This window comes from Celerinatantimonas sediminis (assembly GCF_046054195.1).
Taxonomy (GTDB): Bacteria; Pseudomonadota; Gammaproteobacteria; order Enterobacterales; family Celerinatantimonadaceae; genus Celerinatantimonas.
The window spans coordinates 33,514-51,795 of record NZ_JBEQCS010000018.1; the positions used below are offsets into that span (position 1 = coordinate 33,514).

General features: G+C 42.3%; 14 protein-coding genes. 7 read left to right on the plus strand and 7 right to left on the minus strand.

Annotated features, from left to right (window positions below):
• Positions 1–8: 8 nt before the first annotated feature.
• The 5 genes from ABTQ23_RS17180 to ABTQ23_RS17200 all read right to left on the minus strand — a co-directional run bounded on the left by ABTQ23_RS17180 (position 9) and on the right by ABTQ23_RS17200 (position 9,145).
• Positions 9–1,877 carry a sensor histidine kinase gene (locus ABTQ23_RS17180; RefSeq protein ID WP_408616984.1) on the minus strand — a complete coding sequence of 623 codons (1,869 nt, stop codon included), beginning with the start codon at positions 1,875–1,877 and terminating at the stop codon, positions 9–11.
• A gap of 11 nt (positions 1,878–1,888) precedes the next feature.
• On the minus strand, positions 1,889–6,757 hold the full coding sequence (locus tag ABTQ23_RS17185) for an EAL domain-containing protein (protein WP_408616985.1): 4,869 nt from the start codon (positions 6,755–6,757) through the stop codon (positions 1,889–1,891).
• A 277-nt stretch (positions 6,758–7,034) separates the two neighbouring features.
• Positions 7,035–7,583: a YggT family protein gene (locus tag ABTQ23_RS17190; protein WP_408616986.1), complete on the minus strand. Its 549-nt coding sequence runs from the start codon at positions 7,581–7,583 to the stop codon at positions 7,035–7,037.
• Positions 7,584–7,600: 17 nt separating this feature from the next.
• Positions 7,601–8,419: a pyrroline-5-carboxylate reductase gene (gene proC / locus ABTQ23_RS17195; protein WP_408616987.1), complete on the minus strand. Its 819-nt coding sequence runs from the start codon at positions 8,417–8,419 to the stop codon at positions 7,601–7,603.
• A gap of 27 nt (positions 8,420–8,446) precedes the next feature.
• Positions 8,447–9,145, minus strand: coding sequence for a YggS family pyridoxal phosphate-dependent enzyme (locus ABTQ23_RS17200; RefSeq protein ID WP_408616988.1), 699 nt, complete (start codon positions 9,143–9,145; stop codon positions 8,447–8,449).
• Between the two features lie 229 nt (positions 9,146–9,374).
• Between ABTQ23_RS17200 and yaaA the strand changes: the two genes are divergently transcribed.
• On the plus strand, positions 9,375–10,145 hold the full coding sequence (gene yaaA / locus ABTQ23_RS17205) for a peroxide stress protein YaaA (RefSeq protein WP_408616989.1): 771 nt from the start codon (positions 9,375–9,377) through the stop codon (positions 10,143–10,145).
• A 61-nt stretch (positions 10,146–10,206) separates the two neighbouring features.
• Here the strand turns inward: yaaA and ABTQ23_RS17210 are convergent, their stop codons facing one another.
• Complete coding sequence (locus tag ABTQ23_RS17210) at positions 10,207–11,397, minus strand: class I SAM-dependent methyltransferase (protein WP_408616990.1); 1,191 nt, start codon at positions 11,395–11,397, stop codon at positions 10,207–10,209.
• 664 nt (positions 11,398–12,061) lie between these two features.
• Here ABTQ23_RS17210 and ABTQ23_RS17215 point away from each other — a divergent pair.
• From ABTQ23_RS17215 to rlmM, 6 genes are all read left to right on the plus strand, one after another.
• Positions 12,062–13,345, plus strand: coding sequence for an O-antigen ligase family protein (locus tag ABTQ23_RS17215; RefSeq protein ID WP_408616991.1), 1,284 nt, complete (start codon positions 12,062–12,064; stop codon positions 13,343–13,345).
• Positions 13,346–13,347: 2 nt separating this feature from the next.
• Positions 13,348–13,815 (plus strand): NanQ anomerase/TabA/YiaL family protein, encoded by a 468-nt coding sequence (locus ABTQ23_RS17220; protein WP_408616992.1) that lies wholly within the window; start codon positions 13,348–13,350, stop codon positions 13,813–13,815.
• 389 nt (positions 13,816–14,204) lie between these two features.
• On the plus strand, positions 14,205–15,119 hold the full coding sequence (locus ABTQ23_RS17225; RefSeq protein ID WP_408616993.1) for a transcriptional regulator GcvA: 915 nt from the start codon (positions 14,205–14,207) through the stop codon (positions 15,117–15,119).
• Positions 15,112–15,747: an alpha/beta fold hydrolase gene (locus ABTQ23_RS17230; RefSeq protein WP_408616994.1), complete on the plus strand. Its 636-nt coding sequence runs from the start codon at positions 15,112–15,114 to the stop codon at positions 15,745–15,747. The genes ABTQ23_RS17225 and ABTQ23_RS17230 overlap by 8 nt, the downstream gene beginning before the upstream one ends.
• A complete protein-coding gene (locus ABTQ23_RS17235) occupies positions 15,720–16,091 on the plus strand; it encodes a DUF423 domain-containing protein (RefSeq protein WP_408616995.1) in 372 nt (123 codons plus the stop codon). Before ABTQ23_RS17230 ends, ABTQ23_RS17235 begins: the two co-directional genes overlap by 28 nt.
• Before the next feature lie 4 nt (positions 16,092–16,095).
• Complete coding sequence (gene rlmM / locus ABTQ23_RS17240) at positions 16,096–17,163, plus strand: 23S rRNA (cytidine(2498)-2'-O)-methyltransferase RlmM (protein ID WP_408616996.1); 1,068 nt, start codon at positions 16,096–16,098, stop codon at positions 17,161–17,163.
• Between the two features lie 32 nt (positions 17,164–17,195).
• Here rlmM and ABTQ23_RS17245 read toward each other — a convergent pair whose 3' ends face one another.
• Positions 17,196–18,203: an isocitrate dehydrogenase gene (locus ABTQ23_RS17245; RefSeq protein ID WP_408616997.1), complete on the minus strand. Its 1,008-nt coding sequence runs from the start codon at positions 18,201–18,203 to the stop codon at positions 17,196–17,198.
• Positions 18,204–18,282 lie beyond the last annotated feature (79 nt).

Below are 18,282 nucleotides of genomic sequence, written 5' to 3' on the forward strand. Positions count from 1 at the left end.
TCACTATTTTATGAGTTAAACCCATCATCGGTATCATCTGAAATTTGATGTTTGGGTAAGGTAATTATAAACGTCGTTCCTTTGTCTGGCTCAGAGTCTAGTTCGATTTTCCCATGATGGTTTTCTACGATAGTTTTGCAAATGGCCAGCCCTATGCCAGTTCCTGGATATTGATCGCTTTGATTGAGTTTACGGAAAATATCGAAAATTTCTTGTTGATGTTCTTTGGCAATGCCAATGCCATTATCTTTGACTTGAATTTGCCAATTTTGTTCTTGTTCGGCGGCGCTAATGGTGATTGTTGCTGTTTGCTCGGGTTGAGTAAATTTAAGCGCATTGGTTAGTAGATTCAAAAAAAGCTGATAAAGCTGTCGTTGATCACCTAAAACGGTTGGTAATGGTGAGGCGTAATCAATTTGCGCATTCTTTTCTGCTATCCGCTCACTAAGATCGGCACTTATCTTCTCAAAGACTTGTTTTAGTGCCACCTCATGAAATTCACGAGGTTTGGCTTGAGCGCGCGAATAGTGCAGAAGGTCAAAAATTAGATTTCGCATTCGAGCTGTCGCGTCACTGATGTAAAACAGATATTGTTGTGCTTTGTCATCGAGCTGTTCTTGATAACGTTTGGTAAATAAGTCCACATAACTGGCTATTACGCGCAGTGGCTCTTGCAAATCGTGCGAGGCTATATAGGCAAATTGCTCAAGAGATCGATTGGATTTCTCAAGTGCCACCATCGTGCTTTGTTGTTTTTGCTGTAAATGAACAATTGCAAAGTATTGCTGGTCGATTTTTTTGCAGCGTTTGTAGTCAAGCCACGCAAAACCAACCATCACCACAGTGATAAATGCTCCGCCAAGTAACCACTGGTAAAACAGATGGTTAAATATCTGCTGGTTGTTGGCTTGAACCTGTTGAGCGGACAGATAAGAGATGACATAAAAGCGGTTAAAATCGGATTTTAAGTGGCGAGTACAAAGCTCAATGAGACGCTTTTTGATATTCACTTCTTCAAAGGTCAGCATCTCTAACGGTTGAGCATTACGAGTATTGGCATCACATAGCTGCTCCCATAACGAAGGATATAGAGTGGCTAGGTTTTGTTTAGCCCTTTCGGCTATCTGCCAGCCCCATTCATCTTCCTCTCTCGGGCCTTTGATAAAATAACCTGCTGAGTTAGCAACCCACAGGGGAACATCTGTGCTGGCACTTAGCTTTCTTAATTGGGTCAGAATATTTGAGCCATCACAGTTAAGAATTAAGAATACTTTATGACCATGAACATCAAGGCCTAAGTTGATAACAAACCGATAAGTCGGCTGAAACGGACGCACAATTTTGTGATGTTCAATGTTTAAATCAAACCGAGATATATAAATCTCACCGGGAACCAGTGATGCTGAGTCCACGAAGTAGTCGCGGTGGGCTTTGTTTTGCAGTTGGTCGGCACTGATGATGCTGGCGTGCTCGTTATCGTCACTTTTATCGATTCGAATCAACTCTTGCCCATTTTCATTTAAAATTCGGGCCTGCATGTAGATGCGATATTTGGTGGCGATAAACTGATATAGATCGGATGTTACTTGTGCTTTGGTCTCGCGTTGTTCTGGATTGGCTAAAAAATCTTTAATACTGGATAATTTCGCCAAATAACGCACATCATCTAATGAGGATGAAAAATGGCCAACCAGAATATCTCGGCCTGATTTAACCGCTTGGTGTTGTTCTCCAATCGTTTTAATGCGAAATGTTTTAACCTCTGAGCTATAAAGCAAATATTCAACGGTGCCGACAAATGCTAATAAAATTAGCCAAATAGCAATAATTTTTAAAAACCATAATTTGTAGTTAAATAAAGACTGTTTAGCGTCCATACTTGTCTCAATTAGTGCAGAAATTTGCTATCTATTTCTTGCATCGTGACTGGTTTTGAAAACAGATAACCTTGCATGCGATCAACGCCAAGATGCTCCATTAATATGGCTTGTTCTTCTTTTTCAACGCCTTCTGCCACGACAATAGAGCCAATGCCATGAGCCATTTTTACCGTTCCTTCAACCAAGGCTTCATCACGTTTTTTAGCGTGAGCTTCGCTGACAAATTCCCGGTCAATTTTAATGATGTCCACTGGAAACTTGCGAATGTATGAGAGCGATGAATACCCAGTGCCAAAATCATCTAAGGCAATGAGCGCTCCTTTACTTTTCAGCCAGTTAATGTTTTTCAGAACCAGAACTGTATTGCCGATAAATACCGATTCGGTGACTTCTACGGTTAACAGCGAAAGGTCAACTTCGATGTTATTAAAGAGATCTTCAATATCAATATCGCGCAGTAGTTTGGCGCTGAAATTGACAGAGATTGGAATTTCATACTGGGCATGTTGTTTTAAAAAGTGTAGCTGTGCGACGACATCTTCTAGTACCAACCGGGTAATTGGTAGAATTAAGCCAATTTCTTCGGCATAAGGTATAAATTCATTCGGCGGCAAAATGCCCAATTTAGGATGTTGCCAGCGTACTAACGCTTCCATCCCCACCATTTGGCGTGTTTTCGACGCTAGAATCGGTTGATAGTAAACAATTAAATCGGTGTCTTTAATCGCTTGTCTAAGCTCTGCTTCCAAGCTGACACGAAGTGCTGCATCTTGGTTCATCTGTGGTTGGAAATAAGCAAAGCTGTGCCGCCCTGATGATTTGGCCTGATACATGGCGGCATCTGCATTACTGAGCAGTTCCGATGCTGCTAAACCATCTTGCGGATACACTGAAATACCAATAGATGCTGAGATAAATATGGTTTTGCCTTTGATGGTAAAGGCATGGTCGAGTTCTCGTAAAATGGATTGAGCAATGATTTCTGGGGCTTGGTCTCGGTGGTATTTGGGCATCAATAAAATAAACTCATCGCCGCCAAATCGGCTTAAGGTGTCTGATTTGCGAATGAGCTGAGAAATCCGCTGAGTGACTAAAACCAAAAGTTCATCACCTGCTTCATGGCCTAATGAATCGTTTACCTCTTTAAATCTATCTAAATCGATGAACATCAATGTTAGGCTAGTTTGTTCTCTTTCAGCGTGTTTTAACTCGGTATTGAGTCTGTCAATGAGCAAAGCCCGATTAGGCAGCCCCGTTAGTGTGTCAAAATTTGCTTGGCGGTAGATGGTTTCTTCAAAAGAGCGCCGCTCAGTGATATCGGTAAATACGACGGTATAGCGGCCTTCATCATCCGCGTGGGTTTTATTAAGCTCGGTAAGCTCAACCTCTAAGGTGACAAAATCATTGTGTGTCGTTTTGACATGCAGTTCGCCAAACCAATGATGATCGCTTTCAAGCGCTTGTATAATTTCATCGCTGAATACTTCTGTGCTGTTCACATTTGGAAATAAATTGGGTTTGCGCCCAACTAAGTTTTCCTCGCTCATATTGAGTATTTTTAATGCCGAAGGGTTGGCGGTTAAAACCAATCCTTCATCATCAAGGATTAACATCCCATCACGAGTACTGTTGAAGACCTCCGATACCAACTGATTCTTTTTCGAAACAGGCAGGCTGGTTTTTTTATTTTTTAATACAATTAATGCAGCATATTTGCTATTGGTCTGTAGGGGTTCGGTGGTGATGATCACCTCTTCAAATTGGACCGTCGCTGATGGTTTGCGTTGTCGATTGTGGTAAATAAATTTTTTTCGGCTACTTTTGTTATCACGCAGTTGATGTTTCAGGTAGAGCCACTGCGCTTTGGTTAAAAAGCTTTCCGGACTTTCACCTTGGTATTGACTAAGCTCTTGATCACTGTGTGAGATCATTTGAATAGTGAGGTCTTGATCAATCCCTAAAATCAGGTCGCTACTTTGATCAACTAAAATATCAAATAAACTGTCTAGGCCAATATCTGGTACTTTTTGCTCAATCTCTTGGGTGATGTCATAGGTGATGCCAGATAGATACATGACCTCGCCATCTTTATTGGCTACCGGGAAGATCCGAGACTCCAGCCAATGTTTAGCACCATCCAACGGATGAATAATCTGAAAACGAAATGACCACGGGGTTTTGTAACTACGCATATGTTCTTGGCGGTAGTGGCGAGCATCTTTGCTGGTCATGATTTTAAAGATATATTCGCTATCGCGAATCAACATGACCGGATCGAGCCCTAAGACTTGGTAACAGGCCGGGCTAACATAGCGCATTCGGCCAAAGCTCGGTTCTTGGATCCATAAAATTTGAGCAGAACTTTGGGTAAAATCTTCAAACAGTTGGTTAATTTCTTTTAGTGCCGCTTCGTGAGCTTTTAAGTTGCTGATATCACTAAAAGTTAATACTGCGCCTAAAATATCTCCATTCTGGCTGCGATAGGGCTGAATACAAACTTGTAATTGAGAATGCCCATTGTCTATCTCCATATTTGGAACGCGTTTAGCTGAAATCACTCGCGCGATATTTTTGGTGATTGACTCAAGTGGTAAACGTAGCGATAAGGTCGAAAAATCTCGATTAATATCTGTCTCTAATATGCCGATAGTTCGCCCTGCAACGGCATTCACCCGTTTAATCCGAAACTCTAAATCCACTACGACAATGGCCACTGATGCGGCATTTTGAATATTGATTAGATCGTCCAGCGCATCAGATAAACTGTGACTTTTAAGCCCCAGTTCGTCATTTACACTGGATAGTTCTTCATTGGTGGCTTGCAGCTCCTCATTGGAGGTCGCTAGCTCTTCATTTGATGCCTGAAGCTCCTCGCTTGATGATTGCAACTCTTCATTGAGCGATTGGAGCTCTTCATTTGAACTTTCTAACTGCTCTACCACATTTTGTAGATGCTCTCGAGTATTCGAGAGCTCCTCTTGCAAAATGGCTATCTGTTGTTCGCTGTAGTCATCGATTAACTCAGATTCGTTGGCTGGAATAAATTCCGGCTCTTTTGGGGGTTCAAATGAGATACTAATTGGTGATTCGGGATCTTTTGGATCTAGGCGATTGGCTCTGAGTTGATGGTGCTTTCTGTTATGGTGATAAACGGGGCTTAAAACTTCGCCGTTATGCTTATTGAGTTTGAAAAGTAATGCTCTGAGCTCAGCACGATTTTCTTGGGGTAATAAATTAAATATATCAAAATCAATTTTGCCTGAGGGGAAACTCAGATGCGAATTGAGCTCTCCATATGTTTCAATCACTTGGTTATTTGTTGAAACTAAGACGCTGGGCGGGGCATATTTCTCAAGTAGATGTTTTTGTAATGCCGAGATGACCTCTTTTTTCTTTTTGACAATGTTTGGCATGGTTTGGAGTTGATAATGGGCGACACGGCTGATGCGGGACTTTGCAAAGTCATTACGGATAAAAAAACGCTCATTTTTAGCTTGAGTGAAATAGTCGCCATTTCCCGAGTAAGTTTCTGCAGAACCGAGAATTAACACACCATGTTCATTGAGAGCATAGTGAAAATTATTAAAAATATCCCTCTGAAGCTTGCTTTTAAAATAAATCATGACATTGCGACAGGAGATCAGATCCAGTTTTAAGAAGGGGGGATCTTTGATGAGGTCGTGCTTAGAAAAGATGGTCATTTCTTGTAATTTTCTGTCGATAACCATTTTTTCTGGATCGCTGTTGTCAAAATAATGTTCAACGAGCTGCGTAGGTAATTTGTCTGTGGTCTGCGGGCTGTATATGCCTTTTCGAGCAAAATTAACGGATTGTTCATCCAAATCGGAGGCAAAAATCTGAATGGGATATTCTTGGGTATTCCCATCGTTGATTTGATCCCACAGCATGGCAATGCTGTATGCTTCTTCTCCGGTGGCACAACCTGGAACCCAAATACGTGTTTTTTCGCCGAGCTTTTTTTGTGCTTTGATATTTTTAAGGCATTTTTCCATGGTTTTAAAAGCATCTTTATCACGGAAAAATTCAGTGACACAAATCAGAAAAGCCCGAGCGAGATTTTCATATTCGTTATCATGCTGACGAACATAGTGTAGATAGTCCTGTAGGTCATTGAGTTGTAATAGCGTCATGCGACGTTCACTTTGGCGGATAAGCGTCGCCGTTTTATAACCCGAAAAATCGATTTGGCAGTGGCGCCAAATTCCTTGTAAGAGTTGCTCTAACAATTGTTCCGGTTGGCCTTCTGCTGGTGGTTCTGGGGCTGAGACTTGGGTCCAATCAGCATGAATTAACTCTTTTAATTTTCGCCCAATTTGAGCAGCTGGTAGAACTTGCTCAATATTTCCCCTGGTAATGGCAGCATCTGGCATAGAATCATATTCTGCTGTTTTAGGATCTTGGCAGATGGCGAGGCCTCCAGCATTTTGAATACTCACAATGCCTTTAGCGCCATCAGTGCCTGTTCCCGATAAAATAATTCCAATGCAGTGGTCTGGATATTCTCTGGCAATACTCTCAAAGAGAAGATTAATCGATGGTTTCGGAGAGGTTTTGCGAGTTGTTTTAATAAGCTCTAATTGTCCTTGCTTGAGCTCAATATCGTAATCAGGAGGGCAGATATAGATATGACCATTTTCAATAGATTGTGGCATTTCTACTTCGCTAACCACTAACGAAGTCTCTTTTTGTAATAACTCAGCCAGTAAGCTTTTATAGGTGGGAGATAAGTGTTGGGCGACAATAATTGCAGCATCAAGGTCAGCTGCAAGTTCACAAATAAGTTCCCGAAGCGCTGCTAAACCACCTGCTGACGCGCCAATTCCAACGACATATTCAGGGCTTTGTTGATTCGTCAATCTGCACTCCTTTGGCTTAAGTCAAAGACAGGTACAAGCATGAGTAAGACCCAAGGACAACACTAACGGATGCTTTTTTGCCTTTATTCACTGTTTTTATAATCAAATGCGCTTGGATTGGGGGTTAAACCTGCTAGATGAGCGCATAAGTAAGTGATTGCTTTAAATTAAGATGAGTATAGATGGCAGTGGTTTGTTTAGCCAAAAATGAGCTAGAAGTTAAATCTCAAATGAAGGTCTGGATAAAATAAAGGGCGCTAGATAGCGCCCCGAGCTCTTAGACAAGGTTCCAATAAGGAATGTGTGTGGCAAAGAGAATATTAATGAAATTAAGTAAAATAAACACCACTAAAACCGATAAATCTAAACCGCCCATCACTGGAATAATTCGGCGAATAGGGGCAAGCAATGGTTCTGTTAACTGCAGCATCACATATTCAACAGGGCTGCGTCCTTGACTTACCCAACTTAAAATAGCCCTAATCAATAAGATCCAGAATAGTAGAAGTCCAAATTTTTTTATTACTGTTAACAGAGTAAACCAAGGAATCCAATGTAAATACATTGTTCCCGTTTGGATATATAATATCAAAGATATTTTTATTGCACTGACAATGAATGCAAAGACAATTCCTGCCCAGTCTACTCCTGCATAACCAGGAAGCATTCTTCTTAGAGGCCTCAAAAATGGATTAGTGATTCTGACTACAAATTGGCTGAATGGGTTGTAAAAATCAGCTCGGGCAAGTTGCAACCAGACTCTTAAAATCACGACCATCAGATACAGGTCAAATACAGTTTTGATTAAGTAGGTTAAAGCCATCATAAAGTTATCTGTTCTCGTTACAGTTGATCTTCGAGTTGTTTGCTTCTGTCTATTGCGGCCTGCATAGCTTGCTTGACTGTATCACGCAGACCCGCATTTTCAAAAACATTGACAGCTTCAGCTGTGGTACCGCCTTTGACTGCAACATTGGCACACATCTGTCCGAGCGACGTATCCATCTCTTGAGCTGCTAAGGTGGCGCTTCCCAAGGCTGTTTGAGTGACAATGGCTCGAGCCTGTTCAGCGCTAAAACCGAGCTGCTGTGCATATTGGCTCATGGCATCCATGAACAAGAAGAAATAAGCCGGTGCACTGCCTGCTGCTGCAATAATATGGTTAATGCCTTGTTCATTTTCAACCCAGATCACTTCGCCAACTGATTGCAGTGTTTGAGTCGCGATTTGTTTATGCTCGTCATTTGCTTGTGGATTGGCAAATAATGCGGTTAAACCCAGACCAACTTTAGCTGGAAGATTTGGCATTGCCCGAATCACTGCAACATCACCCAACCATTTTTTTAGATGCGCACAGGTAATACCAGCTGCTAGCGAGATAAACAATTTATCTTGAATATCGCCTTCTTCTTTTAGCTGTTCACATAAGGTTTGCATTACTTGAGGTTTAACTGCCAGAACGACCACGTCGGCATTGGCAAGAGCTGTGAGACTATCTAGATAAGTATGAATTTGGTATTGCTCATGCAATGCTTGAAGCTTGGGGGGATTATGATCACAGGCTCCAATAAACTGTGCATCCATACCTTGTTTGACCATTCCGCCGATCAAACTACTGGCCATATGGCCTGCTCCGATAAATACAATGCGTGGGGTACTCATAGCTCTCCTGTTATTTTAGTTACTTTATCAATGGTGTTGTTGAGTGTAATCCCGCTCACCAAAAATAGCGGTTCCTATCCGAACCAAGGTACTGCCATATTCAATGGCTTGTGGCATATCGCCAGTCATTCCCATCGATAGTGTGTCTAGTTCGGGGTAGTCATTTTTTAAATGATTAAATGCTTGTTGCATTAGCGGAAATTCTTCTTGGGCTTTGCCTCTGGTGCCAATGGTCATCAGCCCTCTGAATTTTAGATTAGGCAATTGTGAAACAAGTTCTGCTAAAGCACTTAATTGGTTTAAATCAATGCCTGATTTACTTTCTTCATGGCTGATATTCACCTGAATACAGACATTTAAAGCTTTTTGATGTGATGGGCGCTGGTCGTTTAAACGCTGCGCTATTTTGGCTCTGTCAACGGTTTGCACCCAGTCAAAATTCTCTGCCACTAGACGTGTTTTATTTGACTGTAATGGGCCAATAAAATGCCATTCCAGAGGCTCTTGACACCAGTGTGACTCAGCTGCTGCTTGAATTTTATCTACAGCTTCTTGAACGTAATTTTCGCCAAAGCAGCGCTGTCCGGCATGATATGCTTGCTCAACGGCACTTAACGGCTTGGTTTTGCTTACGGCTAGCAATTTTACTTGGCCTTGACGATGATAACGCTGTTCAGATTCTGCAATTTGGCTGCGAATAGATTGTATTTGCTGTTCGATACTCATGGTTTTACTACTTTAAATGAAAGGTAAAAGCATATGCTCTGAGTTAGTGTAAAGCATAAACTTTGATAACTACACCATTTTAACCATGGCATTTAGTTTGTGTATATTCGAGGCGCTTTAGTCAATGATTGATTGTTAACGCATTTGATATTGATATGAGCCATTGATTAGACGCGCTTAAGATTGCCCGGTAAACTCCACAAATAAGATTATCGTGAAGGACTCAAACATGTTAGCAGTGATTTCTCCGGCTAAAAGCTTAGATTTTCAAACGCCTGCGCCAAAGCGTGACTATACCCAGCCGCTATTGCTTGAACATAGCCAAGTCTTAGCAAACAGAGCTAAACAACTGACTCCGGCGCAAATTGCCTCGTTGATGAAAATCAGCGATAAGCTCGCAGGTCTTAATGCGGCGCGCTTTACGCAGTGGCAGACACCATTTGCACAGCCGCAGGCAAAGGCATCCATTTATGCTTTCACAGGTGATGTTTATACCGGATTAGATGCGCTCTCGCTTGATGAGTCTGGCACACAATGGGTGAATGAACACTTACGAATTTTATCGGGGTTATATGGAATACTTCGGCCATTTGATCTGATGATGCCGTATCGGCTTGAAATGGGGATTAAACTTGATAACCCTCGCGGCAAAGATTTGTATGCATTTTGGGGCAATATCATTACTGATCTCTTAAATGAGACGATTACCGAGCAAAAGGCTGAATACCTCATCAATCTAGCTTCGAATGAATATTTTAAATCGGTTCGGGTTGAGAATTTGACAGTTCCTGTCATTAGCCCCATTTTTAAAGATTTTAAAAATGGTCAGTATAAGATTATCAGTTTTTATGCTAAAAAAGCTCGCGGTATGATGGTGCGTTATATGGCTGAAAACCAAGTTAAAACCCCTGCTGAACTGCTGAAATTTGACGTCGATGGGTATCAGTATTGCGCTGATGAATCAACCGAGTTGAAACCAGTATTTAAACGCCACCTATAACCATTTAATGAATCATATAATGGGCCAAATGGCCCTTTGTATAAAAAACGATGTCGCTATTTTATTTGTAGATGTAGTCACGGGTTAGCGGTAAAACATAACGACCTGCTTTGGTCGCGACTACTTGATGAATGCTAACCCAGTTCTGGTGAAATGCATAGGCGCAACCTGCCAGATAAATCCGCCAGATCCGAAAGTGTTTTTCATCAACCATTTTTTGTAGTTTTTCACTTTTCGCTTCAAAACGCTCAGCCCAATGCTCCAGCGTCATAGCATAGTGACGACGCAGGTTTTCAATATCGGTGCTTTCAAGGCCTGCTCGAGACATCTCCTGAAGGACCAACCCGATGTGGGGAAGTTCTCCGTTGGGAAAAACGTATTTGTCGATAAATTCGCCGCCGCCGGCTGGTGCACCACTAGATGCCGGATCTGATGAGGTGATCCCATGGTTCATAATAATGCCATCATCGGCTAGCAGTGAATTCAGCTTAGCAAAATACTCGTGCAAATTTTTAAGCCCCACATGTTCGAACATGCCAACACTGGTAATGCGATCAAACTGGCCTGTAACATCTCGGTAGTCTTGAAAGCGTACTTCACAGCAATCATCAAGCCCTAAATTTTTTATGCGTCGTTTGGCTTCTTCATATTGTTGTTCTGAAATTGTGACACCAACTGCCTTTGCTCCGTATTTTTGGGCCGCGCGAATAATTAACGCCCCCCAACCACATCCGACATCTAGGAGTGTTTGTCCAGGCTGTAGGCGTATTTTGTTAAGAATGTGGTCTATTTTTTGTTCTTGAGCTTTATCAAGACTGTCATCAAGCGAGTGAAAATACCCGCAAGAATAAACCATGTCTTTATCGAGCCATTCACGATAGAACTCATTTGAAACATCGTAGTGATAAGATATGGACTTGGCATCGACTTTTTTAGAATGGTGATATCGTTTCGATTTTGTGGCGATGGGTTGGTCATCATGGGATGTTTGCACAAGAGCGGTTGCAATTTCGATAATGTCTTGAACTTTGCCGTTAATCTGCAGTTTCCCTTCAACATAAGCCTCGCCAAGACCATCTAACGAAGGGTGAATTAAATAACGTAATGCTGCAACAGATGGCACATCAACGACAATTTTTGGGGTTTTAGCAAGGTCGATTTCCTTGCCATTCCAAAGATGAATTTGCAGAGGTAATTCGCGCTTGGATACTATCTGTGTGACAAATTCATCTAGTTTTCGTTCCCAAAACATGGCCAACCTCCTTACATGAATATCGTCTCATTGCCCCAAAGGCGCTGCGCTGGTCTTACATAAGTCATTTTTAACTGATTGATTAGCACTTATTCTACATGAAGCGAAAGTCGGTTCGATTGTATCTCTCATGTAAATTGACTGATATCACATTAAAAATATCTACCTACGTTGAGAGTTTTGTTGTTCTAATTGGCGAGGTTAAGACGCTTTTGGATGAGGTAGAGCCAAATTAGACAAAATGGTGACGTACAAATTTATTTTGAATCGATTAAGTTCTCAAGTGTGTTTTAAGTTCGGCCTTGAAGAACCTATTCTCATACTCTTGTGTTTAATAATTCATCAATACTTAATTAATTCTTACGATTTTTCATGCTTACCTATGTTTTGTCCTGCCATCTACCAATAAATTCACATAAAATATGGACGAATATCATGACATTGAGATATTTTTATTTTGCTCAAATAAAAGTGGATTATTTCGCCTATTGTCTATTGATGGGCTATTCTTTTATTCGGACAAATCAAAGCATTATCAATTTTTCGATGATGGTCCTTCCTTATAGTGCTCTTGTGCTGACAGGGAGTTGAGCCTATTTGGGACTAATATTTTACAACTGAAGATGTTAGTTGTGTGCCTATAGCTTGCTGATAAGAAATATAAATGATTACTTCAACTGGTTATATTATGAACATGTTCGAATTTAAATCCAAACTAGTTGCATATTGGTCTTCGACAGGGATTTTTTTAATTTTCGCAATGGCATTAACAATAAGAAGTGGTTATAGCTACGGTGCCACATTATTGTTGTTGGGGTCTTTAACCATGCTGGCGTTTAACGCCCGCGGTACTTGGGGCTTGCTTGATAAGTCCGATAAATATCTTTTGGCAACATTTGTTATTTATGGCTTGAGCTTTATCTTATTTCGCTTTGTGCATGTAGTGGAAGCGACGGGCTTTGATAAACCTTCACGGTTTGTCATCGGTGTTTTGCTCTATCTATTTTTACGACGCTATCCATTTAAGCTTAGTTGGCTTTGGTATGGTTTTGCTATCGGTGCGATAGCTGGTGTTGCCATTGGGGGCTATGAGCGATTTTTAGAGGGATTTTATCGAGCCAAATCGAATATGCATCCGATTATGTTCGGTGATATCGCAATGCTGTTGGGTCTCTTAAGCTTAACCGGGATTTTGTATTTTAAAGCGCTTAAACAATATCGTAGCGTCGTACTTATGGCTTTAGGTGGGCTTAGCGGTATTTTTGCGTCCATTTTATCAGGTTCTCGTGGTGGTTGGATTGCGTTGCCGATGGCAATTATCTATATCTTTTGGCAAGGTCGGGAGTTGATTGGTAAAAAACGTGTCAAAATGATTTTTGCCGGGTTTGTATTGCTTGCTATTGCCGTTGGTTGTGTTCCTCAGTTAGGGGTTAGCCAGCGCATTGAAGAAGCAGCTTCCAATATTCAAAATTATGTGAGTGGGCACAATGAAAATACCTCTGTCGGTATGCGTTTTCAGATGTGGAAAGCGGCCCTTTATATGTTTCGGGAGCATCCAGTGTTGGGCGTTGGAAAATATGATCTTCGCCAATACAAACAGCAGTTGGCCGATAGAGGCATCATTAACCAAGAGGTTGTACCTTTTGGACACGCGCATAATGAATATCTGACTAATCTAAGCGAGTACGGGGCCGTTGGTTTTATTCTTTTATTGTTTGTGTATCTCGTCCCGATGCGATCCTTTGCGCTTAAAGTGATTCGTTATCGAAATAATTGGCAGTTAAAGAGCCTTGCGATGGCTGGTGTTTTAGTGCCGGTTAGTTTTATGGATTTTGCCCTAACTCAGTCAATGTTTTCACATAACTCTGGGGTTATGATTTACATCCTGGCTATTCTCATCATCTGGGCAGCCATTCGTAATCAAGAAGTCTCACCCGTTAAGGAATAATTATGTTACAAGGTCAGCTGAGCGAAGCTGCTCTTATTGAGCCTATCGCACCTACTCTTGGAAAAATACTAAAATCATTACTGGTTTCTTTGAATGCTGAAGCACCTGTTGGACGTCATGAAATCGAAGGGGATAAACTCTTTTATACTGTATCTGAGGATACTACTCAGCTACTCGATGAGCGTCGCAGTGAGTGCCATCAAAATTATCTCGATATCCAAGTCGTCTTATCGGGTGAAGAAAGCTATGGCTATTCGTTAGAGCCAATGGCCAAAATCACTGAAGATCTGTTCGGTAAATGTGATTTAGGATTCGGTGAGCCTCGTAGTGAACGGTTTGTTACATTGCACAGTGGTGAGTTCATTGTTTTTGCACCGAACTGCCCTCATCGGCCTTTAGTGGCGGTTGATGGTAAACCAGCTCAAGTGAAAAAAGCAGTGATTAAAGTGCATCGTTCACTGTTAGGTTAGTTTTTATGAGTAGCCAGATCTTTTAGATTATCGTCTTTATTTTTTATTGAGTATTGACGGTAGTGCCGGAGATCTGGTCTTAGTTTTGCTAATAGCCGACTGTGGTTAAAAAAAAGGCTAAGCAAAAGATGCTTAGCCAAGAAGCGATTTGACAGACAAGTCAAATGTACAGGAGGTAAGTCGGCAAAGAACCGACTAATGCAAACACAACATCGCAACCAAATGACCACTATAAATGGTTGGACTTACATGTGTAGCAGATGGAGCTCTGCTACATTTGGAAGCCCCCGTTTGGTGCAAGTGCACTATATTGGTTTACTGGATTGGCGGCAATAGATAAATTATAATCCACTGAGATTAGAAAATTTTATCCGTTAACAGGTTGTTAAATGGCTCGTCGTTTACCCCCACTAAATGCGCTGAAAGCCTTCGAAGCTGCAGCAAGGCACTTGAGTTTTACACGTGCAGCAGAAGAGCTGTTTGTGACTCAGGCAGCAGTGAGTCATCAGATCAAAGGACTCGAAGAGTATTTAGGTCTTAAATTATTTCGTCGTAAAAACCGTTCATTGCTCTTAACTGAAGAGGGGCAAAGTTATTTCTTAGATATTAAAGATATTTTTATTTCTTTGAGTGAGGCAACCGATCGGTTATTAGCCCGCGGTGAAAAGGGGGCTATTTCTGTTAGTCTGCAGCCAAGCTTTGCTATTCAGTGGCTAGTGCCAAGATTGTCGCAGTTTAGTCAGTTGCATCCCGATATCGATGTGCGAATTAAAGCACTTGATATGAATGAAGGTTCCTTAACCGATGATGTGGATGTGGCGGTCTATTATGGCCGTGGTAACTGGAGCGGTTTACGAGCCGATAAGTTGCACACAGAGTATCTTATTCCTGTCTGTTCACCGCTGTTGCTTAATGGTGATAAACCGTTAAATAAACCTGAAGATCTGCGTTATCACACGCTTTTGCATGATTCATCACGGCGTGACTGGAAAGCCTGGTTTAAACAGGTAGGCGTGAAAGTAGATGTCAATCAAGGGCCTATTTTTTCCCATTCAACCATGGTTTTGCAGGCCGCCATTTATGGTCAAGGTGTTGCCTTGGGCCATTCTGTACTTGCTAAGCCAGAAATTGAAGCGGGGCGATTAGTCTGCCCATTTGAGCAGGTACTGATGAGCCAGAATGCTTATTATTTGGTTTGCCATCCATCGCAGGCTGAACAAGGTAAAATCGTAGCTTTTCGTGAATGGATGATCAATCTCGTTAAAGAAGAGCAGCGTGAATTTGGAGCTGATGTCGTTGAGTAGTCCAGTAACTCTATTACAAGGACCAAAAGATGCTCCGTTGCTCGTGTTAGCGCATGGTGCTGGCGCTGGTATGGAGCATGAGTTTTTCCAACAATTAGTGCCATTACTGACTGATGAAATTGCCGTTCTTCGCTTTAATTTCCCTTATATGCAGCGTATGCTTGCCGAGCAAAAACGTCTCCCTCCAGATCGCTTGGATACGCTGATTGAATCTTTTAATCAAGCGATCCCAACCACATGGCAAGGTCCGATTTTTATCGGCGGTAAATCAATGGGGGGAAGAGTTGCGACTCATGTTGCATTAGCAAATACAAGATTATCGGGTGTGATTGTGTTGGGATTTCCATTTCATCCCCCGGGAAAACCAGAGCGCAACAAAGGTGAGCATTTAGCTCAACTATCAACGCCGTTATTGATAGCGCAAGGTGAGCGCGATCCATTTGGAAATTGCTCTGAAATCACGTCTCAAATGTTGCCCAAACAGGCCCAGTTATTTTGGGTTAATGACGGTGAACATAGCTTTAAGCCACGTAAGAAAAGTGGTTTGAGCTGGCAAGATAATTTACAAAGCGTTGCATTACAAATCAAAGGTTTTATTCAATGTCATATTCATTCCCTTGGCGACTAGCCATAGCGATTGGCGGTTTACTCGCGGTTGCCATGGGCGCGGGCGCGGCACATGGTTTATCTCATCTGCTTGCTGAGCAAGCGTTGGGTTGGATCCATACCGCTGTCATGTATCAGTTAATTCATCTGGGATGTGCTCTGGCTGTCGCCAATAGTGCCTCTCGTAGTGGCAAATTCTGGATTGTTGGAAGCTGGTGTTTTTCTGGGAGCCTTTATTTGTTAGCGGTGTTGCCTGAAGATATTCGTTCTTCTTTGGCAATGCTGATTGGTCCTGTTACTCCCATCGGTGGCGTGTTAATGATGGTCGGGTGGGTCATGTTATTAAAAGTTAAGCGCGCAGGATAAGATTGTGACTCGTTCGTTGTTATTAAGCTGCAGAGGCGGCTTTGAAAGTGATTGTGCTGCCGAAATTCAGCAAAGTGCCAGCCAGTTGCAGGTGGCTGGTTTTTCTCGTACTAAACCAAACCAAGGATATGTGGTTTTTGAGTGTTTCAATGACAGCGATGCTGACTATTTACATCAAAATATAGATTTTCGCTCGCTCGTTTTTACTCGCCAGTGGCAGGTTGTCACTTGTTTACTCGAGCTTGATGAAACCGACCGAATTAGCGCAATTGTTGAAGCGCTAGCTGATCTTCCCCATTTCTCAGCAGTTGCCCAGGATTGGCCGGATACGAATGATGGCAAACAGATGTCTGGATTTTGTAAGAAGTTTGCCAGACCTCTTGAAAATGCTATGCACAAACGATTGCATCGTAAGGCTCCTGCATTACTGCAGCTATTTTGGCTTGATGGCAGACACGTATTTGTCGGATATCGCCTGATAGCCAATTCCAGCCCATATCCTATGGGCATTTTACGACTTCGACAAAGTAGTGAAGCGCCCAGTCGTTCGACGTTAAAGCTAGATGAAGCTTTTGCGGTATTACTGAATGATGATGAACGCGAGCGTTATGTGCAAAGCGGCCAGCATGCGGTCGATTTAGGCGCTTGTCCGGGGGGATGGACCTATCAGCTGGTGCGACGCAGTATGTATGTTGCTGCGATAGATAATGGCCCAATGGCTGAAAATCTAATGCAATCGGGGCAGGTCAAACATTATCGCGAAGATGGTTTTAAGTATGTGCCTGCTCGCAATAATATCAGTTGGTTAGTTTGTGACATGGTAGAAAAACCATCGCGCGTTACGCGTTTAATGCTTAAATGGTTGACACAAGGTTGGTGTCGCTATGCGATATTTAACCTGAAGTTGCCGATGAAAAAGCGCTATGCTGAAATTGCTCAAGATCTAGAATTTTTACGTCAAGGATTAGAGCAAACCGGTCAGCAATATGAGCTCAGGGCTAAACATCTGTATCACGACCGAGAAGAGGTAACGGTGTTTGCCTGCCTACATCAATCATGGAAATGGTCTTAGCAGCACGCCAAGAAGCGTGCTGCCAAAGCAGATTATAGATGATCGATAATTGCCTGAGTGAATTCATCAGTAGAGCCTGTGCCCCCTAAATCCTGAGTCACTCTGTCGCCTTGTTTGATGGTTTCTTTTAGAGCATTGAAAATTTGATCTGCCTGCTTATGCATCGCTAAATGCCGTAACATCTGAACACTGGCCAGAATGATGGACGTAGGGTTAGCGATATTTTTTCCGGCGATATCCGGAGCACTGCCATGAACCGCTTCAAAAATTGCTGCTTTTTCACCAATGTTCGCACCTGGTGCCATACCAAGCCCACCTACGAGACCTGCACAAAGGTCAGAGGTGATATCGCCAAATAGGTTGGTGGTTACGATAACGTCAAAACGCTCTGGATACATCACTAAGTTCATGCATGCCGCATCGACAATCATATCGGAGCTTTCGATATCTGGATATTCTTTGGCAATTTCTCGAGCCACTTCTAAGAATAAACCAGATGTTGTTTTGAGAATATTCGCTTTATGCAGTGCGGTGACTTTTTTGCGACCTTCTCGGCGAGCCAATTCATAAGCATAACGAATGACGCGCTCAGAACCTTTTCGGGTAATGACGCTCTTTGCTTCAGCAATGGTGCGTGCATCGTCAACAATCTGTCCCTGTCCTGAATACATTCCTTCGGTATTTTCACGAACAGTGATGATATCAATGCCGCTATAACGAGCTTTGGTCCCTTCAAATGTTTGCACCGGACGAACGTTTGCATAAAGTTCAAAATGTTTGCGCAGTGTCACATTAATAGAAGTGAAGCCTTTGCCTACTGGCGTAGTGAGCGGGCCTTTAAGGGCAATTTTATTGCTTTCGATTAAATCTAGTGTTTGCTGTGGGATTAGCTCGCCTGTCTGCTCAAGTGCGCTAAGACCTGCCAGAGCATAATCGTAGGTGAAGTCACACCCAACATGATCGAGGATGCGGGTTGCACTGGCTACGATATCTGGGCCGATGCCATCGCCTGGGATGACGGTAATTCGGGTTTTTGACATAGTTACTTCCTGAACTGTTATAGGTGGTCAATGCAGAGTTTAGTGTACTCTGAGGCCATTTTTTATTTTAAGGCGCGAT